At 65.0% G+C, this 15,876-nt stretch carries 18 protein-coding genes and 1 pseudogene; 12 read left to right on the top strand and 7 right to left on the bottom strand.

Annotated elements, in window-relative coordinates:
- Positions 1 to 341 precede the first annotated feature (341 nt).
- Together P2T60_RS03475 and P2T60_RS03480 are read left to right on the top strand one after the other, a co-directional pair.
- Positions 342 to 488 (top strand): annotated as a pseudogene (locus P2T60_RS03475) (type II toxin-antitoxin system HicA family toxin); the annotation flags it as partial.
- A 39-nt stretch (positions 489 to 527) separates the two neighbouring features.
- Entirely contained in the window at positions 528 to 1,313 is a 786-nt protein-coding gene (locus P2T60_RS03480; RefSeq protein WP_276281172.1) for a GHMP family kinase ATP-binding protein, read from the top strand.
- Between the two features lie 162 nt (positions 1,314 to 1,475).
- On the opposite strand, the gene thsA is transcribed toward P2T60_RS03480, so the two are convergent.
- Positions 1,476 to 3,038: a thermosome subunit alpha gene (gene thsA, locus P2T60_RS03485; protein ID WP_276282243.1), complete on the bottom strand. Its 1,563-nt coding sequence runs from the start codon at positions 3,036 to 3,038 to the stop codon at positions 1,476 to 1,478.
- A 266-nt stretch (positions 3,039 to 3,304) separates the two neighbouring features.
- On the opposite strand from thsA, the gene katG reads away from it, so the two are divergent.
- From katG to P2T60_RS03500, 3 genes are all read left to right on the top strand, one after another.
- A complete protein-coding gene (gene katG, locus P2T60_RS03490; protein WP_276281173.1) occupies positions 3,305 to 5,440 on the top strand; it encodes a catalase/peroxidase HPI in 2,136 nt (711 codons plus the stop codon).
- 329 nt (positions 5,441 to 5,769) lie between these two features.
- Positions 5,770 to 6,594 (top strand): amidohydrolase family protein, encoded by an 825-nt coding sequence (locus P2T60_RS03495; RefSeq protein WP_276281174.1) that lies wholly within the window; start codon positions 5,770 to 5,772, stop codon positions 6,592 to 6,594.
- A 59-nt stretch (positions 6,595 to 6,653) separates the two neighbouring features.
- Positions 6,654 to 7,088, top strand: coding sequence for a winged helix-turn-helix domain-containing protein (locus tag P2T60_RS03500; RefSeq protein WP_276281175.1), 435 nt, complete (start codon positions 6,654 to 6,656; stop codon positions 7,086 to 7,088).
- Here P2T60_RS03500 and P2T60_RS03505 read toward each other — a convergent pair.
- Positions 7,085 to 7,474 carry a DUF7344 domain-containing protein gene (locus P2T60_RS03505; RefSeq protein ID WP_276281176.1) on the bottom strand — a complete coding sequence of 130 codons (390 nt, stop codon included), beginning with the start codon at positions 7,472 to 7,474 and terminating at the stop codon, positions 7,085 to 7,087. The two genes, P2T60_RS03500 and P2T60_RS03505, sit on opposite strands and share 4 nt — an antisense overlap.
- A 152-nt stretch (positions 7,475 to 7,626) precedes the next feature.
- Here P2T60_RS03505 and P2T60_RS03510 point away from each other — a divergent pair, with 152 nt between their 5' ends.
- Together P2T60_RS03510 and P2T60_RS03515 are read left to right on the top strand one after the other, a co-directional pair.
- Positions 7,627 to 7,824: a hypothetical protein gene (locus P2T60_RS03510; protein WP_276281177.1), complete on the top strand. Its 198-nt coding sequence runs from the start codon at positions 7,627 to 7,629 to the stop codon at positions 7,822 to 7,824.
- 127 nt (positions 7,825 to 7,951) lie between these two features.
- Entirely contained in the window at positions 7,952 to 8,200 is a 249-nt protein-coding gene (locus P2T60_RS03515) for a helix-turn-helix domain-containing protein (RefSeq protein ID WP_420028719.1), read from the top strand.
- A gap of 4 nt (positions 8,201 to 8,204) precedes the next feature.
- Here P2T60_RS03515 and P2T60_RS03520 read toward each other — a convergent pair whose 3' ends face one another.
- Together P2T60_RS03520 and P2T60_RS03525 are read right to left on the bottom strand one after the other, a co-directional pair.
- Positions 8,205 to 9,131 (bottom strand): glycosyltransferase family 2 protein, encoded by a 927-nt coding sequence (locus tag P2T60_RS03520; protein ID WP_276281179.1) that lies wholly within the window; start codon positions 9,129 to 9,131, stop codon positions 8,205 to 8,207.
- 66 nt (positions 9,132 to 9,197) lie between these two features.
- A complete protein-coding gene (locus P2T60_RS03525; RefSeq protein ID WP_276281180.1) occupies positions 9,198 to 9,905 on the bottom strand; it encodes a class I SAM-dependent methyltransferase in 708 nt (235 codons plus the stop codon).
- A 104-nt stretch (positions 9,906 to 10,009) separates the two neighbouring features.
- On the opposite strand from P2T60_RS03525, the gene P2T60_RS03530 reads away from it, so the two are divergent.
- Entirely contained in the window at positions 10,010 to 10,171 is a 162-nt protein-coding gene (locus tag P2T60_RS03530; protein ID WP_276281181.1) for a hypothetical protein, read from the top strand.
- Positions 10,172 to 10,179: 8 nt separating this feature from the next.
- Here the strand turns inward: P2T60_RS03530 and P2T60_RS03535 are convergent, their stop codons facing one another.
- Positions 10,180 to 10,584 (bottom strand): PPOX class F420-dependent oxidoreductase, encoded by a 405-nt coding sequence (locus P2T60_RS03535; protein WP_276281182.1) that lies wholly within the window; start codon positions 10,582 to 10,584, stop codon positions 10,180 to 10,182.
- Between the two features lie 150 nt (positions 10,585 to 10,734).
- Between P2T60_RS03535 and P2T60_RS03540 the strand changes: the two genes are divergently transcribed.
- The 4 genes from P2T60_RS03540 (at position 10,735) to P2T60_RS03555 (ending at position 12,998) form a co-directional block, all read left to right on the top strand.
- Positions 10,735 to 11,004, top strand: a complete 270-nt coding sequence (locus P2T60_RS03540; RefSeq protein ID WP_276281183.1) for a winged helix-turn-helix domain-containing protein — start codon at positions 10,735 to 10,737, stop codon at positions 11,002 to 11,004.
- 49 nt (positions 11,005 to 11,053) lie between these two features.
- Positions 11,054 to 11,830, top strand: coding sequence for an MBL fold metallo-hydrolase (locus P2T60_RS03545; RefSeq protein ID WP_276281184.1), 777 nt, complete (start codon positions 11,054 to 11,056; stop codon positions 11,828 to 11,830).
- Positions 11,831 to 11,955: 125 nt separating this feature from the next.
- Entirely contained in the window at positions 11,956 to 12,159 is a 204-nt protein-coding gene (locus tag P2T60_RS03550; protein WP_276281185.1) for a hypothetical protein, read from the top strand.
- A gap of 113 nt (positions 12,160 to 12,272) precedes the next feature.
- The gene (locus P2T60_RS03555; RefSeq protein ID WP_276281186.1) at positions 12,273 to 12,998 is read left to right on the top strand and encodes a YkgJ family cysteine cluster protein; all 726 of its coding nucleotides are present in this window, start codon (positions 12,273 to 12,275) and stop codon (positions 12,996 to 12,998) included.
- A gap of 283 nt (positions 12,999 to 13,281) precedes the next feature.
- On the opposite strand, the gene P2T60_RS03560 is transcribed toward P2T60_RS03555, so the two are convergent.
- Entirely contained in the window at positions 13,282 to 13,707 is a 426-nt protein-coding gene (locus P2T60_RS03560) for a TRAM domain-containing protein (RefSeq protein ID WP_276281187.1), read from the bottom strand.
- Positions 13,708 to 14,002: 295 nt separating this feature from the next.
- Positions 14,003 to 15,730, bottom strand: coding sequence for a radical SAM protein (locus tag P2T60_RS03565; RefSeq protein WP_276281188.1), 1,728 nt, complete (start codon positions 15,728 to 15,730; stop codon positions 14,003 to 14,005).
- Positions 15,731 to 15,876 lie beyond the last annotated feature (146 nt).

Raw genomic sequence — 15,876 nt, forward strand, 5'->3', positions numbered from 1 at the left:
AGTTCGAGGGGAGTCGGCGGTTGGGAGCGTCGTCGAGCCGTATAAATCTGTGTTTGAGGCGTGTTTTCGTTTTCTTACCGCGGATAAATATTTCTTAACCGAAGTCGGCGCTTCGCGCCGACTGCTCGGGGGACGGAGGTCGTCCCGTGGCGAGCCACCGTCGCGCGAGGGAAGCGGTCGCGCGTTCAGGCGACCGCTGAAGTTGGGGAGGTGTGAGGTCTGCGGTCTCGGTGCTGTGCGGTCTTCGTCGGAGTCGGCAGTAGCTAGCTTCTCGTGACCGTCTGCTCTTCTTCGCGCGAGCATCACGAATCGCGTTGGTTCACTACCACGTCATTCTGAAGTACACGAATCCGGACACTGACGAAGTTCGCACCGTCACGGTCCCGCTTCACGACCGAATCCGTACCGGAACGCTCCAGTCCATCGGCGACCAGTGTGGCGCGGACGACTTCGAGAGTCGGTGTGAATGGGTCGAAGAACGTAGATGAAAGCAACCGATTAAGACCGTTCGACTCTCAGACGATTGTATGAGAGCTTTCGCCCCCGGAAGCGTCACCGCCGTCTTCGCACCGGGAGAGACCGCGGACCAGTCGAAGGGCGCGAGCGTCGCCATCGCCGACGGCGTGGTCGCGGACGTGCGGGAGGGAGACGCCGACGAGTCGGTCGTCACCGTCGGCGGCGACCCGACCGACTTCGACCCCGTGGAGTTGGCCCTCGAAACCCTCGGCGTCTCGGCCCGTTCGGACCTCACCGCCGAGGTCCCAATCGGTCGCGGGTTCGGCGCGAGCGGTGCCGCGACCCTCGCCACCGCAATCGCCGCGAACGCGGAGTTCGGACTCGACTACTCCCGCGAGCAACTGGTCGAAGTCGCCCACCGCGCGGAAGTCGAGGCCGGGACGGGTCTCGGCGACGTGTTCGTCCAGAACCGCGGCGGACTGGTGGTCGGCGACGGCGGCGAACCGCGGAAGTTCGAGCGCGAGACCCCAATCGAGTACGCCAGTTTCGGTCCCATCGCCACCGACGAGGCGCTGGCCGACGACGACCTCATGGCCACCGTCGCGCGCGAGGGGTCGGCCACCCTCGACGCGCTTCCCGACGACCCCACGCTCGCGGACCTGACCCGCGAGGCGTGGGACTTCGCGGAAGCCATCGGCCTGCCGACCGACGAGGTTCGGGAAGCAGTCGCGGACGTGGAGGCCGCAGGCGGGGTCGCGAGCATGGCGATGGTCGGCGAGACGGTGTTCGCCGTCGGCGCGGAGGGCGTCCTGCCCAACCGGACCGAGGTGTGTCCTGAGGGCGCGCGACTGCGGTGACTCGTCTCACTCGAAACTCCCTCGAAGCGTCGAGTTCCTCCACCGCGAGCAGTTGACCGAGTTTCGCAACCACGCGAACTCGGCCACTGGCAGTCTCGGGGGACACACTGACGAGAGCGGCGACGAATCAGTCGAGTGGATAAAGAAGGCTAGTGGTTCGGCTTACTCCGCGGCAATCACGTCGTCGATGCGGACTATCATCGTCGCGGCCTCCGTCGCCGACTCGACCGCCTCGCGCTTGACCGCTCCGGGGTCGAGGATGCCCGCGTCCACTGGGTCGCCGACCTCGCCGTGTTCGCCCTCGGCGATGATTCCGGCGTGGCCTTCCTCGGACTCGTTCTCGGCGCGGAGGTCCACGAGTCCGTCGATGGGGTCCATGCCGGTGTTCTCCGCGAGGGTGCGGGGAAGTACGTCCATCGCGTCGGCGAACGCTTCGACCGCGAGTTGGCGTCGGCCCTCGATGCTCGCGGCCTCCTCGCGGACGTGGTTGGCGATGGCGATTTCGGTCGCGCCCGCGCCGGGGACCACGCCGCCGGTGTCGAGGGCCGCAGTCGTCACGTCGAGGGCGTCCGAAAGCGCGCGTTCGAGTTCGTCAACGACGTGTTCGGTGCCTCCCCTGACCAGCATCGTGACCGCTTCTGCGGCCGCGCCGCCCTCCACGAAGGCGAGGTCCTCGTCGCCGAAGGTCCGGACGCGAACCGACTCGGCATTTCCGAGGTCGGCGTCTTCGATGTCGGCGACCTTCGAGGTGCGACTCGCGCCGGTCGCCGAGGCGATGGCGCGGGCCTCGTCGTCGTCCACGTTCTCGAAGGCGAGGATACCAGCGTTGGCGAGGTACGCCGCCACTCGGTCTTCGATGGAGTCGGTCGAGAACACCACGTCCACGCCCGCCGACGAGAGCACGTCGGCGTACTCTCGGAGTTCGCGGTCCTCGGCGTCCATCGCGGCGGTCAACTGGTCTACGCTCTCGACGCTGTACTCGGCGTCGATTTCTGTCTCGCGCACGCCGAACTTCTCGTCCACCACCGCGATGGTGGCGTCTTCGACTTCTCGGGGCATGTTCGCGTGGACCGCCTCGGCGTCACTGATGACGCCCTTCACGAGTTCGGTCGCCGACGAGGACCCGCCGGTCTGGGTGTGGACGCGCACGTTGTCCCGGACGACGCCCTCCTCGCCCTCGGCGTGGCGGACGGCCCGGACCACGAGGTCCGCCAACTTCTCGGTCGTCACGTCGCCGGTTCCCTTGCCGGTCATGCTGGACTCGGCGACGTGTCCCAGAAGTTCGTCGTCCAACTCCCCGTCGAGGACCAGCGAGTCGATTGCGTCGATGGCGATGGTGCGCGCCTGACCGTACCCCTCTACGATTGTCGTCGGATGTACGTCGTCGTCCAGCAGGCTCTCGGCCTTGGCGAGCAGTTCGCCCGCGAGGACCGCCGCCGTCGTCGTACCGTCGCCCACCTCGTCCTCTTGGGCCTCCGCGACTTCGACAATCATCTGTGCCGCGGGGTGTTCGATGTCCATCGTCTCCAGAATGGTCGCCCCGTCGTTGGTAATGGTCACGTCGCCCGTGTCGGTCACGAGCATCTTGTCCATCCCGCGAGGCCCGAGCGTCGTGCGTACCGCCTCGCTCACCGCTTTCCCGGCCGAGATGTTCGACCGCTGGGCGTCTTCGCCGTGCGTTCGCTCGGTGTCCTCCGCGAGGATGAACATCGGTCGGCCTCCCATGCGTCGCTGTCCGGATGGTGATTCTGACATGGTTACTCCCCATACAAAAGATGTTTGAACTTCTATATAAAGCTTTCCCGGCAGTCCGTCGCAGTCGGTCTCGGCGAAGCACGAAACTTGTGACATCTCTCGGCGATTGTGCTGAATACGCGGCGCGGACCTATCACTAACAAAAGTTCATAAATTCGAAAGACTGCTTGGATTCCAGCGAAAACTTCATCCCGAATTAGACAACCTTAATATGCGAAAGTCGTAACTCTCCGACGATGAATGGGTCTGACCAAGACTGGTGGCCGAATCAGTTGAGCTTGGACGTTCTCGACCAGAACGCTCGCCAAGTCAATCCGATTGGCGAGGAGTTCGACTACGCCGAAGAGTTCGAGACGCTCGACCTCGAAGCAGTAAAGGAAGACATCGAAGAGGTGATGACGACATCGCAGGATTGGTGGCCCGCCGACTACGGACACTACGGGCCGCTTTTCATCCGGATGGCGTGGCACAGCGCTGGCACGTACCGAACCAGCGACGGCCGCGGCGGCGCGTCCGAGGGTGCCCAGCGCCTTCCCCCGCTCAACAGTTGGCCCGACAACGCGAACCTCGACAAGGCCCGCCGACTGCTCTGGCCGGTCAAGCAGAAGTACGGCCGGAAACTCTCGTGGGCCGACCTGATGATTCTCGCCGGGAACGTCGCCATCGAGTCGATGGGCGGCAAGACGTTCGGTTTCGCTGGCGGCCGCGAGGACGCCTTCGCGCCCGACGAGGCCGTCTGGTGGGGTCCCGAGAGCGAGATGGAAGCCTCCGAGCGCTTCGAGGATGGGGAACTCCAAGAGGGCCTCGGCGCGACCGTGATGGGTCTCATATACGTGAACCCGGAGGGTCCGGACGGGAATCCGGACCCCGAGGCGTCGGCGGAGAACATCCGCGAGTCGTTCAGTCGCATGGCGATGAACGACGAAGAGACCGTCGCGCTCATCGCCGGTGGACACACGTTCGGGAAGGTCCACGGTGCCGCCGACCCCGACGAACACGTCGGTCCCGAACCCGAGGCGGCCCCCATCGAGCAACAGGGTCTCGGCTGGGAGAGCGACTACGGTTCGGGCAAAGGTGGCGACACCATCACTAGCGGTATCGAGGGTCCGTGGACCCAAGCGCCGACCCAGTGGGACACGGGCTATCTCGACAACCTGCTCGACTACGAGTGGGCGGCCCAGAAGGGTCCCGGCGGCGCGTGGCAGTGGCTTCCGGTCGACGAAGAAATCCGCGACTCCGCGCAGGCGGCCCACGACGACGACACCGTGACGCCGATGATGCTCACGACGGACATCGCCCTGAAGCGCGACCCCGACTACCGGGAAATCATCGAGCGCTTCCAAGACAACCCGATGGAGTTCGGCATCAACTTCGCCAAGGCGTGGTACAAGCTGACCCACCGCGACATGGGACCGCCCGAGCGGTTCCTCGGCCCGGAGGTCCCCGACGAGGAGATGCTCTGGCAGGACCCGCTCCCCGACGCCGACTACGACCCGATTGGGGAGGAGGAAGTTGCCGAACTCAAAGCGGAGATTCTCGACTCGGACCTCTCGGTCTCCCAACTCGTCAAGACCGCGTGGGCGTCGGCGTCCACCTACCGCGACAGCGACAAGCGCGGCGGCGCGAACGGGGCGCGCATCCGCCTCGAACCGCAGAAGAGCTGGGAAGTCAACGAGCCGCCGGAGCTTGAGACCGTACTGGAGACCCTCGAAGGAATTCAGGCGGACTTCAACGGCTCGCGGTCCGACGAGACGCGAGTCTCGCTCGCCGACCTCATCGTACTGGGCGGTAACGCGGCCGTCGAGCAGGCGGCCGCCGACGCCGGGTACGACGTGGAAGTGCCCTTCGAACCCGGACGCGTGGACGCCTCCCAAGAGGAGACCGACGTGGAGTCGTTCGAGGCGCTCAAGCCGAAGGCGGACGGATTCCGCAACTACGTAGAGAGCGGGGTCGAAGAGCCCGCGGAGGAGTTGCTGGTCGATAAAGCCGACCTGCTCGACCTGACGCCGCCCGAGATGACGGTTCTGGTCGGCGGCATGCGCGCGCTTGACGCGAACTACCAGCAGTCGGACCTCGGCGTCTTCACCGACGACCCCGAGACGCTGACCAACGACTTCTTCGTGAACCTGCTCGGCATGGACCACGAGTGGGAACCGGTCTCCGACTCCGAAGCGGTCTTCGAGGTGCGCGACCGTGAGACGGGCGAACTCGAAGGGAAGGCGACTCGCGTGGACCTCATCTTCGGGTCCCACTCCCGCCTCCGCGCCCTCGCGGAAGTCTACGCCGCCGACGACGGCGAAGAGAAGTTCGTGCGCGACTTCGTTGACGCGTGGCACAAGGTGATGACCCTCGACCGCTTCGACCTCGAATAAGCCTCTTCCACGTTTCTTTTAGCACTATTTAGTTATCTTTGACGGTGTTTTTGTTGACTTTAGCGATTATTTAGGTTTCCTTCTGCGACGTTCACGGGACCGACGAGAAGGACGCTCGGAAACTTTCCTCGCTCCAACTCGTTACAACAACCGCAGGTATCGTGGCCAAGAACGTTTCTAAAGCCCCCGCCCGCTCGCGGTCGCTGAGCGACCGCGAACCGCGCGAGGGCTTTCGAGGAGACTACTCTCCCGTCCGCTCCGCCGGTGTCGAATGCGAGGCCTTTCTAGAACCGACACTGAAAAATAGGGTAGTTCCGAACCCCCTTCCAATGCTGGAGTTGGAGCATCGCTTCCGGGTCGTAGACGTACACGCCAGACTCAACGCCGACGCCGGAGGCGTCCAGACTCGCGGGCGGGCAATCAGTCCGGACCGGTTAGAGCGGGAGATGCATCAGGCGGGCGTCGTGCGCTCGGTCGTGTTCCCCGGCGCGCGCGACGGCGGTAGTTACGTGAGCGCCAACAACGCCGTCGCGCGCCGGAGCGTGGACCGGCCGTTCCTCGCGTTCGCCCGTATCAACGGACCCCGCGACCCCGGCGAACGCGCGTCCTCGCGCCTGCGCAACCTCGCCGCGCGCCGGAAGGACCACCACACCTCGCCAGAGGACGTAGAGCAGTACGCCTACGACGACCGGTTTCACGGCTTCAAACTCAATCCCGCCGAGGACGGCCTGCCCGACGAAGAGACGTTAGACCAGTTGGAGGACGTAGCACTGCCCGTCCTCGTCCACGCTGGCGAGGGGTTCTCGCCTGCCGCGGCCGAAGATTCCCTGCTCTCGCGGTCGTTCCCGGTCGTTCTGGCCCACTTCGGCGGCCACCCGCTCAACCGGGAGTTGATGACCGACGCCGTGGACATGCTGGAACGCAACGACACCTGTTACCTCGACACGAGTTACGTCCGCTACCGGGACCTGCTGGAGCGAGCGGTGATGGAACACCCCGACCGCGTGCTGTTCGGCAGTGGGTCGCCGAGTTCCCACCCGAACGTCGCGGTGATGGAGATTCTGACCCTCGACGTGCCCGAGGACGCGATGCGGAAGGTCTTCGACAAGAACGCCAGACGCGTCCTCGACGACTCGCTTCCGGGCGACTTCTGAACCCTACGGGGCAAACTCCTTAGTCGCTGGCTCCCGACTCGTCCCGCGAGGCCGAAGGAATGGCTGACAACGGGGGCGACGACCGAAAATCCGACGAGGGCACCTGTACCGACAGCGACGACTCGGCGGGCGCGTCGAACGACTCGCCCGAGACCGACCAGCCAACTCCCGGCGTCTCGCTCTCGCTGGACGCGACGCTCGAACTGCTGGCCCACTCCGACCGACGAGCGATACTCGACTACCTGCTGGACGCCGAGGACTCCACCGCGACCGTCGGCGAACTCGCGGACTACCTCGTCGCGAAAAAAGCCGAACGGACGGGCGAACAACCCGGTCACGACCACGTTCTCTCGACGCTCCACCACGTCCACATCCCGAAACTGGCGGACTCGGGCGTCGTGGACTACGACCCCCGAACGAAGGAAGTTCGGTACTGGGGAAGCGACCGACTCGAAACGTGGCACGAGCGCATCCAGAGCCGGGAAGACACTTAGTCCGGCGCGTTCCCCGCGATAGCGTCGGGTCCCTCGTCCGATTGGACCAGTTGCGCTCCGTCGGTCTCCTGTCGGGCGGCGAGGGTGAGAAACGGTTCGAGCGCTTCTACCCCGTCCGAGAGCGCCACCCCGTCTTCGGGGTCGTCGTACTCCACTACGTCGAAGTCGGCGAGTTTCGGAAGGTGCGTGTGTACGAGCGAGGCCATCGCACGCTGTCGGTCGGTAGCGAGTTCCGACGCGACCACCGCGTCGGCGAGTTCGCCGAGCGTCGCGGAACCGTCTTTTCGGAGGGTATAGACGACGCGACGACGGTACGCGCTACCGAGCAGGTCACACGAGCGGTCGATGCGCTCGTGGTCCGTCCACCTTTCGTGTCCACCTACCATCGCCTTGATTTACTTTCAGCGTTCACTTAAGCGATGGACACCTTCCCGTCCGTTTCACGGCTACGCTGACTGACCATTGTGACTGTTTTGGTTCGTTGAATCAGGCGTCGAACCGACCGGACGGTTAAAATAGCCGCCGTGGTACTAGTGCTATGACTCTCATCGCGGACTCTTACTTAGAGACGCCAGTCCTCCAGTCCGCGCTCCGGGCGGCCCCCGAGATGAACGTTACTATCGAACAACGGACCTCGCGGAAGTCGAAACCGTTCGCACTGGCGTTCTGGGCGTCGGAGGAGACTTCGAGGCGTTCGAGGCGGGACTCGCCGACGACCCGACAGTCGGCGACGTGACGGTGTTGGCCGACGTAGACGACCCTATCAGGTCGAACTGACCGACGAGGGCGACGAGCGCCACGGTCTCACGTTCGACCTCAGAAAACTGTACGCCGCCGACGAACAGGGCGGCGACTCGCTCGGTCTGACCGACCGCCAGTACGAGGCGCTCCGGACCGCGACCGAGATGGGCTACTTCGAGGTCCCCTGCCGGGTCGAACTGGAGGACATCGCCGACGCACTCGGCGTCTCCCGTCAGTCGGTGTCCGAGCGACTCCGACGGGCGACCGAAGCGCTGGTCCGGGCGACTATCTACCACGACTCCGAGATGCCGGACGGCGAAACGACGGACAGAGAAACGAATGACGACGAGGCTCCCGAGAACGACGGGTAGGCTACTACTCGCGCTCCTCGGGGTCGGTCCGCCAGTCGTATCGCTCGACTGCTCGGTCCGCCCTCGCCGAGAGACCGTAGGGGTTTCTGGTCTCGCTCCGGTCTTTGAACCGCGCCCAAAGACCGTCCTTACACCCGACGACCACGTTGGTCGTCACGCGCTTGCCGTTGCCCATCCATTCGGAGGGGGCTTTCTCGCCGCGAATCACGTCGGTCGCGTTCTCTACGGCGTCTGACGCCGCGTCTCGGAGCGTCCGCCGGAAGATGCCGGGTCGCGGGCCGTAGTTTTTCACCAGTCGGTAGGCGAGCGCTCGGTACTTCCACCCCCAGTCGCGGCCGTCACCGTCTTCGTCGTCCTCGTCGTCGGTCCGGGTCACGCACACGTCCGGCGACCACGCTACCTCGTGACCGTTCGTGGCGAGTCGGTGGGCACAGTCGCGCGCCCCGCCCGTCACCAGATACTCGTCGAACCCGTCCATCGCCTCGGCGACTTCGCGGGAGAACGCGACGTTCCCGCCGTCGAAGTAGGTGACTTCCTTCCCGTCGATGGTGCAACACTCCTCGGACTCGGTGGTTACGCCCGCCCGGACCGACCGATGGACCGGGCCGGTCACTACGTCGGCGTCTTCGAGGCCCGCGTGTACTCCCTCGGCCCACGAGGATTCGACCGCGTTGTCCTGACCGACCAGCGCCACCACCTCACCGCTGGCGGCCGAGAGTCCGGCGTTCCGCGCGACGTTGAGTTTCCGGTCGGAGACTTCGACCAACACGTCCACGTCGTCGCGGTCCTGTACCATCCCGGTAGTCCCGTCGGCGGAGGGGCCGTTGACGATGACCACCTCCGCGTCCGGAGCGTGAGCCGCCAACGCGTCGAGACACGACGCGAGGCGCTCGCGCCCGTTGAGCGTCGGGACCACCACGGATAGCTCCATACCCCCGAATCTTCCGCCCGAGCCTTAAAAACAATTCGGCCTCGTCTCGTTCGCCTCGCGAGTCGGTCACTCGACGCTGGCGTTCCAGTAGGAGACCGACGCGAAGTAGTCGCCGATAGGCGAGTTACCGATGGCGGTGTCTACGTCCCGAATCGGTCCGGCTATCGCGCCCGGAATCTTCCGATAGAAGCCGTAGGGCAGTATCCAGTCGTGTTCGGCGTCAACGAGTCGGAGGTCCGACTCGGCCAACAGTTTCTCCACGTCGCTCCGCGAGTAGAGGTGGGAACCCATCGGGAGCAACCAGTTGTAGACGCTTCGCGTGCTTCTGGCGTTGAACGTGTCGAAGACGACCTGTTCTTTGGCGACCCGACACATCTCCGAGAGGAAGGTCGCGGGCGTGTCCGCGAGGTGGAAAAACCGCATGGCGAACACGGTGTCGAAGTGGTCGTCGGGGAAGGGCAGTCGTCCGGCGTCTCCCCGCATGAACTCCAAGTGGTCGGCGACCCCGGCGCTCTGGGCCTTCTGGCGGCCTTGCTGGAGCATCGCGGCAGAGATGTCGAGACCCACGATGTCGGCACCGCGTTCGGCCAGCATGACCGTGAACCGACCGGTTCCGCAGGCGATTTCTAGAACCTTCTTGTCCTCGACTGGACCGATAGCGTCGAGGACGGCCTGCTTTTCGCGGCGGTCGATGAGTCGTCCGCCACGGGAGAACCGCTTCTCTTCGTACTCCTCGGCAACTTCGTCCGTCTGGTACCACTCCGCTCCTTTCACGATTCTCGTTTCTTTGTAGTCCGTGGGGGGACTAAAACGGTATTGGAAGCGTCTCGTGACCAACCTCTTTGCCTCTCGGGGTCGTACGTCTCTCGGGGGATTCCATGACGACGTGCAAAGGATGCGGACGACACCTCGACGCCGAGGACCTCGTTCGTCACGAACGCGGCCGATTCGTCGTCGTCCACTGCCCGGACTGCAAGTGTCTAGTCGGGCGATACCACCGTCACGGCGACGACCCGCAGACGGACCGACTCGAAGGCTGAGTCGGTGGCTACTCGCCGCTCGTGACCACGCGGTCCGGACGAATCCGAACGACCACTCTGGGACCGGACTCCTCGCCGTGGTGGGGATACTCCTCGACGCCCATGTAGCGACGCGCGAGTTCGTCGATGTGTTCGACTGCGCCGTCTTCGGTAACCTCGACCACCTCGCCGCGGACCGAGACGTACCGGTAGGGGTCGTCGGGGTCCATCACGCAGAGACCGACCTTCGGGTCGCGTTCGACGTTGCGCTCTTTCTGACGGCCGCGGGCGGTGTTGACCAGCAGGTAGCCTTCCTCGCCGCGGTCAATCCACACCGGCGTCACCTGCGGGGTGCCGTCGCCCATCAGAGTGGCGAAGTTGGCGAACGTCTGTCGCTCGAACAAGTCGTGGAACTCGTCGGGAATCGACTCCATGGTCGGAGTTGGTACTCGGCCGACGTAATCCTTGGTCGTCCGGAGCGCGGGAAGTGAATTTAAGGTGAAATAATACATCCTTAAGGAGTTTAGAGTGTACTGATGCACATATAGCCAAGCTTTACCAGTACGTTCTGGAGTGACATAGGTATGAGCGCGACCACGGACGAGTCCCCCGTCGCCGAACAGTTATCAGACGATTTCCGCGACCGCCTGCGCGAACTTCCCCCGAGCGCCAAGTTGGTAGCGAAGGTACTGGAGACCGACGCTCCCCTCTCGCAGGGTCAACTCGCGGAAGAGTCGCTACTGCCCGACCGCACGGTCCGGTACGCCCTGAACCGCCTCGAAGACGAAGACCTCGTGAACTCCCGCTACAGTTTCCAAGACGCCCGCAAGCAGGTCTACTTCCTCAACCGCTGACCGGCCGGAACCGGCTACGCTTTTCTCGTCGCCGCGCCACGTTACCGACATGGAACTCCGAGAAGTCTCGGTTCCCACCGAGACGCTCGCACCGAGTGGAACGACCAACGCCTACGTTCTCGGGCGCGAAGACGCGCTTCTGGTGGACCCCGCGGGGCGGACCGACGAACTCGACGCGGCAGTCGAATCGCGCGAGGTCGGCCACGTCCTCGTCACGCACGCCCATCCCGACCACGTGGGCGGGGTCGCACACTACGCGGATGCCTGCGACGCGACCGTCTGGGCGCGTGCGGGCCGCGAGGTGCGCTTTGAGCGTGCGACGGGGGTCGCGCCCGACCGGACGTTTCGGGAGGGGACCGAAATCGGCGGTGCGAGGGTCGTGGAGACGCCGGGCCACGCGCCCGACCACGTTGCGCTCGCGGCGGACGGAACGATGCTGACGGGCGACCTCGTGGTCGTCGAGGGGAGCGTGATGGTCGGCGCTGACGAGGGCGACCTGCGCGCCTACCTGACCTCGCTCCGGCGGCTTTACGCACGGAACCCCGACCGGCTTTACCCCGGCCACGGTCCCGTCATCGAGAACCCCCGGACGGAAATCGAGCGCCTGATTCGCCACCGATTGGACCGCGAGGCGAAGGTGCTGGCCGCGGTCCGAGAGGGCGCGACCACGCCGGACGCGATTCTCGACGCCGCCTACGACAAGGACCTCACGGGCGTCCGGGACCTCGCCCGCGCGACGGTGGCCGCGCACCTCGAAAAACTCGACGTGGAGGGGAAAGTCGAGTGGGACGGCGACCGGGCGCGCCCGCCGGTCGTCGTGGACTAGCGAACGCTCGGCCAACCAACTGTCGGGTGGGATAAAGGGGCCGCCCGCTGGCGGGCCGTAGGCCCGTGGTCGTCTCAGCGACCCCTATCTGAGACGAACGGAGTGAGTCGAAGATATGTCGCTGAGTGACCGCCAGCGGGCGGGGGCTTTCGAAACCTCGTTCACTCCGACTCCGACTCCGACTCCGACTCCGACTCCGACTCCGACTCCGACTCCGACTCCGACTCCGACTCCGACTCCGACTCCGACTCCGACTCCGACTCCGACTCCGACTCCGACTCCGACTCCGACGACAGAGACCGCAACGACAGCAGAAACAGCAACTCTAACACCGACGACTACAGAGACGACGAGGGCCGTCGAACCAATCCGGTCCCACAGAACCACCACGAGGTCCTCCCCCGATAAACACCCTTTTGCCCACGAAGGCCAATCTCCGGACGTGCAGAGCCTCGAAGCGGAACTGGAGCGCGCTCAGGGTCTCGACATCGCCGACATCGCGGACGCCATCGAGTCGATTGGTTTCGAGTGTACGCGGTGCGGCGCGTGTTGTAAAGCCGAGGCTGACGACCCCCACACCGCGACGGTGTTCCCCGACGAGGTGCGGGACCTCGAAGACGCTACCGACTACGACTGGCGCGACGTGGCCCGGCCGATGCCCTACGGACTCGACGGCGGCGAGAGCGATGGCGGCGGTGGGTCCGACGGTGAGCCCACGGGCGAGACCTTCGAGTGGGCGCTCCAGACCGACGCCTGCGGCGACTGCGCGTTCTACGAGGAGGCCGACGACGGCACGGGTGCCTGCTCGGTCCACGGGGACCGCCCGCTCATCTGCGAGACGTACCCCTTCTCGGTCGGACTCGGCGGGACGAGTCAACCCATGGGCGAGGCGGTAGACAGCGTTGCGCTGGGAGCGCAACGGAAAGCCGGTGAAACCGGCGACGAGGAGGGCGTCGTCCGCGCTCACGAGTGCGAGGGACTGGGGAGAGACATCTCTCGGGAGGACGCCGAGGACCTCGCGGCGGCGCTCAAAGAGCGCGCGGTCCGGGAACTGGCGGAGGCCATCGCGGTCCGCGACGAGTACGAACCCACCGACCCCGACGGTGGCGTCGTGGTCCACGACTCCGAGGGTGCCAAGCGCCCGGACGGGTCGGCCTACGACGGGTGAGACCCGCGAGCAGGGCCGCGACGACGACCACCGCGAGCAGACGGTTTTTCGGTCGGGACTGGGACACGCGCAGGGTTCGTCCCGTTCTCGTACGTAAACCTTCAGGTACCGTCTTCGACCTTCCGACCCGGCGCGCGTTGGCGCGACCGTGAACGGGAGAGAAATATACAGATGCTTTTAAGAACAGATATTATTTCTAAAAGACATAGATATATTGCTCTCGTTCCCTATCCGACGCTACCAACCCACTCGCGTCTCGTCAAAAAGTCGCGGAAGAACCGCGTTAGAAGTCCTCTTCGATGATTTCGCCGACCGCGAAGTTGGACTTGACTTCCGTAATTTCGACCTTCACGCGCTCGCCGATTTCGGCGTCGGGGACGATGATGACGTATCCGCGCTCGACGCGGGCGATGCCGTCGCCCTGCTTGCCGATGTCCTCGACTTCGACGTAGCGGATTTCGCCCTCCTCGACGGGGGGTTGCGGTTCGGACGGTGCGCCGCTACTCTTGGACTGTGACTTCGACTCAGTTTGCTTCGGGGAGCCGGAGTCGGAGTCGGAGTCGTCCGAGATGAGCGCGACGCGGTAGGTTTCGCCGGGTTCGACGGACCCGGTTTCGATTTCTCGGCGCGGTACTTCGACGACGTACTTGTCGTCTTCGATAGTCACATCAGCACTGAACAGACACAGGAGTTTGTCAGAGATCTCCAAGGCTATATGCCTCCGTTCGAACCCAAGTAGTCAGCGCGTAAAGAGTTTTTCTCAACGACCTTTTGACCACGACCTTTTGCCGCGGGTGGCGCACGAGCGCGCCGCCCTTGCAAAAGCTCGACCAAAAACGCGTCGTCACCCTCTCCGGGCCGTGCCTCCGGCACGGCCTTCCGAGGGTTCCTCGGTCCGCTCGCTCGTCGCGCCTTCGGCGCTCCTCGCTCGCGGTAGATTGCGGTTCGTGGGACGTGCTGGGGTGTCCGCTCGCGGTGGATTGGTTCGCCGACCGCGGCGGCGGTCAGTCCGCGCCCTCCGGTCGCTCGGCCGTCGTGAACTCGGCGAGGTCCACGCCCACGTCGGCGTCGAGTTCGGCGGGCGACTCGTAGGGTCTGTTGACCACGATGTTCCCGGCGCGCTGTTTCCCGAGACCCGGAATCGCGGTGAGTTCGTCCATCGTCGCGCTGTTCACGTCCAGCGGGTGGACCACGCCCGTCACCGACCGATAGCCGTGGTCTACGACCGCAACGTCCACGGTTCGGCCGAGTTCGCGCTCGCCCGGAATCCCCACGAGCAGGGGGTAGGTCCCGAGTTGGCGGCCGAACGTCTTGCCGTCCTCGTGGTATTCGAGGTGGACGTTCGGCAGAATCGTCCCCGCCGGAGCGAGTCGCTGGAGCATCGGGTTGTCGATTTGTTCGCGGACCTCGGACTTGTACTGCTTGAACAGTTTCTTGTGGTCCTTGGCGATGTCCGCGCCCACGTCGCTCATCTCCGTGCCGTCGAACGCCATGACCTGCCGGATGTTGACCCGCCGGAGCATCAGGCCCTCGTCGTACACTCGCTTCAGGAACTTCTTGTTGTGGTCGAACGTCTCGCGGCGCTCGCCCTTGAGTCCGTGGAGCAGGTTGATGCCCGGCAGGAGTTTCGGCAGGCGGTTCGCGGCGTCCTCGCCGTGCGTGGGCGCGTCCGCGGGGTCCTCGCCGGGTCGCCACCCCGCCTCCTCGTTGACGATTTTGACAGCCTCGAAACACTCCTCGGCGGTGACGTTGAGATTGTTTTCCTCCTGCACGAGGGGGTCGGCCGACTCCAGACCGAACGCGGCGGTGTCGCCCGGCGTGTTGTGTTCGGCGATGACCCGGATGCCCTCGCGGGCGAGCTCGGGCCACTCGACCACCGTGATGGGGTTCATGTTGTCGAGGTGGAGCGTCCCGATGTCGGGCGCGACCTCACGAATCCCGCCGTAGAGGTCGCGCAGGGCGTCCGGGTTCGGTTTCTCGCCGTCGCCGCCGTACGCGAGGATGTCGGCCTGTCGGCCGAGTCGGAAGTGGCGCGTCCCCCGGTCGTAGAGGGTCTCGACTTCGCTGACGACCGACTCCGGTCGCCGGAACGAGGGGTTGCCGTACAGCGGTTCCGTGCAGAACGAACACCGGTAGGGACATCCCCGAGAGGTCTCCAACTCGGCGATGAGGTAGTCGGGGTGGTTGGGGTGCTGTTCGACCACGAACGCGCCCTTCGCGGCCCAGCGGTCGATTTCCTCGTTGTCGCGCATCCGGTTGTCGAACCCCTCCAGTCCGGTGTTCACGAGGTCGTAGGCCGCGGCCTCCACGTCGCCTTTCGCCACGAAGTCGAAGTCCAAGTCGTCGCGTTCGGTCTCGGTCGCTCCGGCGTTCTCGTCGCCGACGCCGAACTTCACGGGACCGCCCATCAGACTCGTCCCGTCGGCGGTCCACGCCATCTTTCGCACTTCGTCGGGTTCGGCCGGAGTGCCTCCGACGTACTTGCCGGGAACGGTCATTCCGCCGAGGTAGACGAGCAGGTCGGCTTCCTCCACGTCGCGCCACTTGTGGGTGTCGTCGCGGAGTTCGTCTATCGTGTGGTAGGTGACGTTTTCGGTCGGGACGCCCGCGTCCACGATTGCTCCGGCGGTGTACCGCGGATACGTCGAGATGTACGGCGGCACGCCGAAGTGGGCGGGTTCGTCCACGTACCCGTCCACGAGAGTCACGTCGAGGTCCGCGAGGTCGGTCATAGGATGCAGTTGCTTCTCGACGGGTAAAACGGTGACTACACGTCAGTCCGACGCGGACGACGAGGCCAGACCTCGGTCCGCGGGCGGGCGTCGTCCCGCGCTGTCGGCCCCAGAATCGCCGAAGCCCTCCCGTTTATGGTCGCTCG

The sequence above is a fragment of the Halorussus caseinilyticus genome, assembly GCF_029338395.1.
Classification (GTDB): Archaea; Halobacteriota; Halobacteria; order Halobacteriales; family Haladaptataceae; genus Halorussus; species Halorussus caseinilyticus.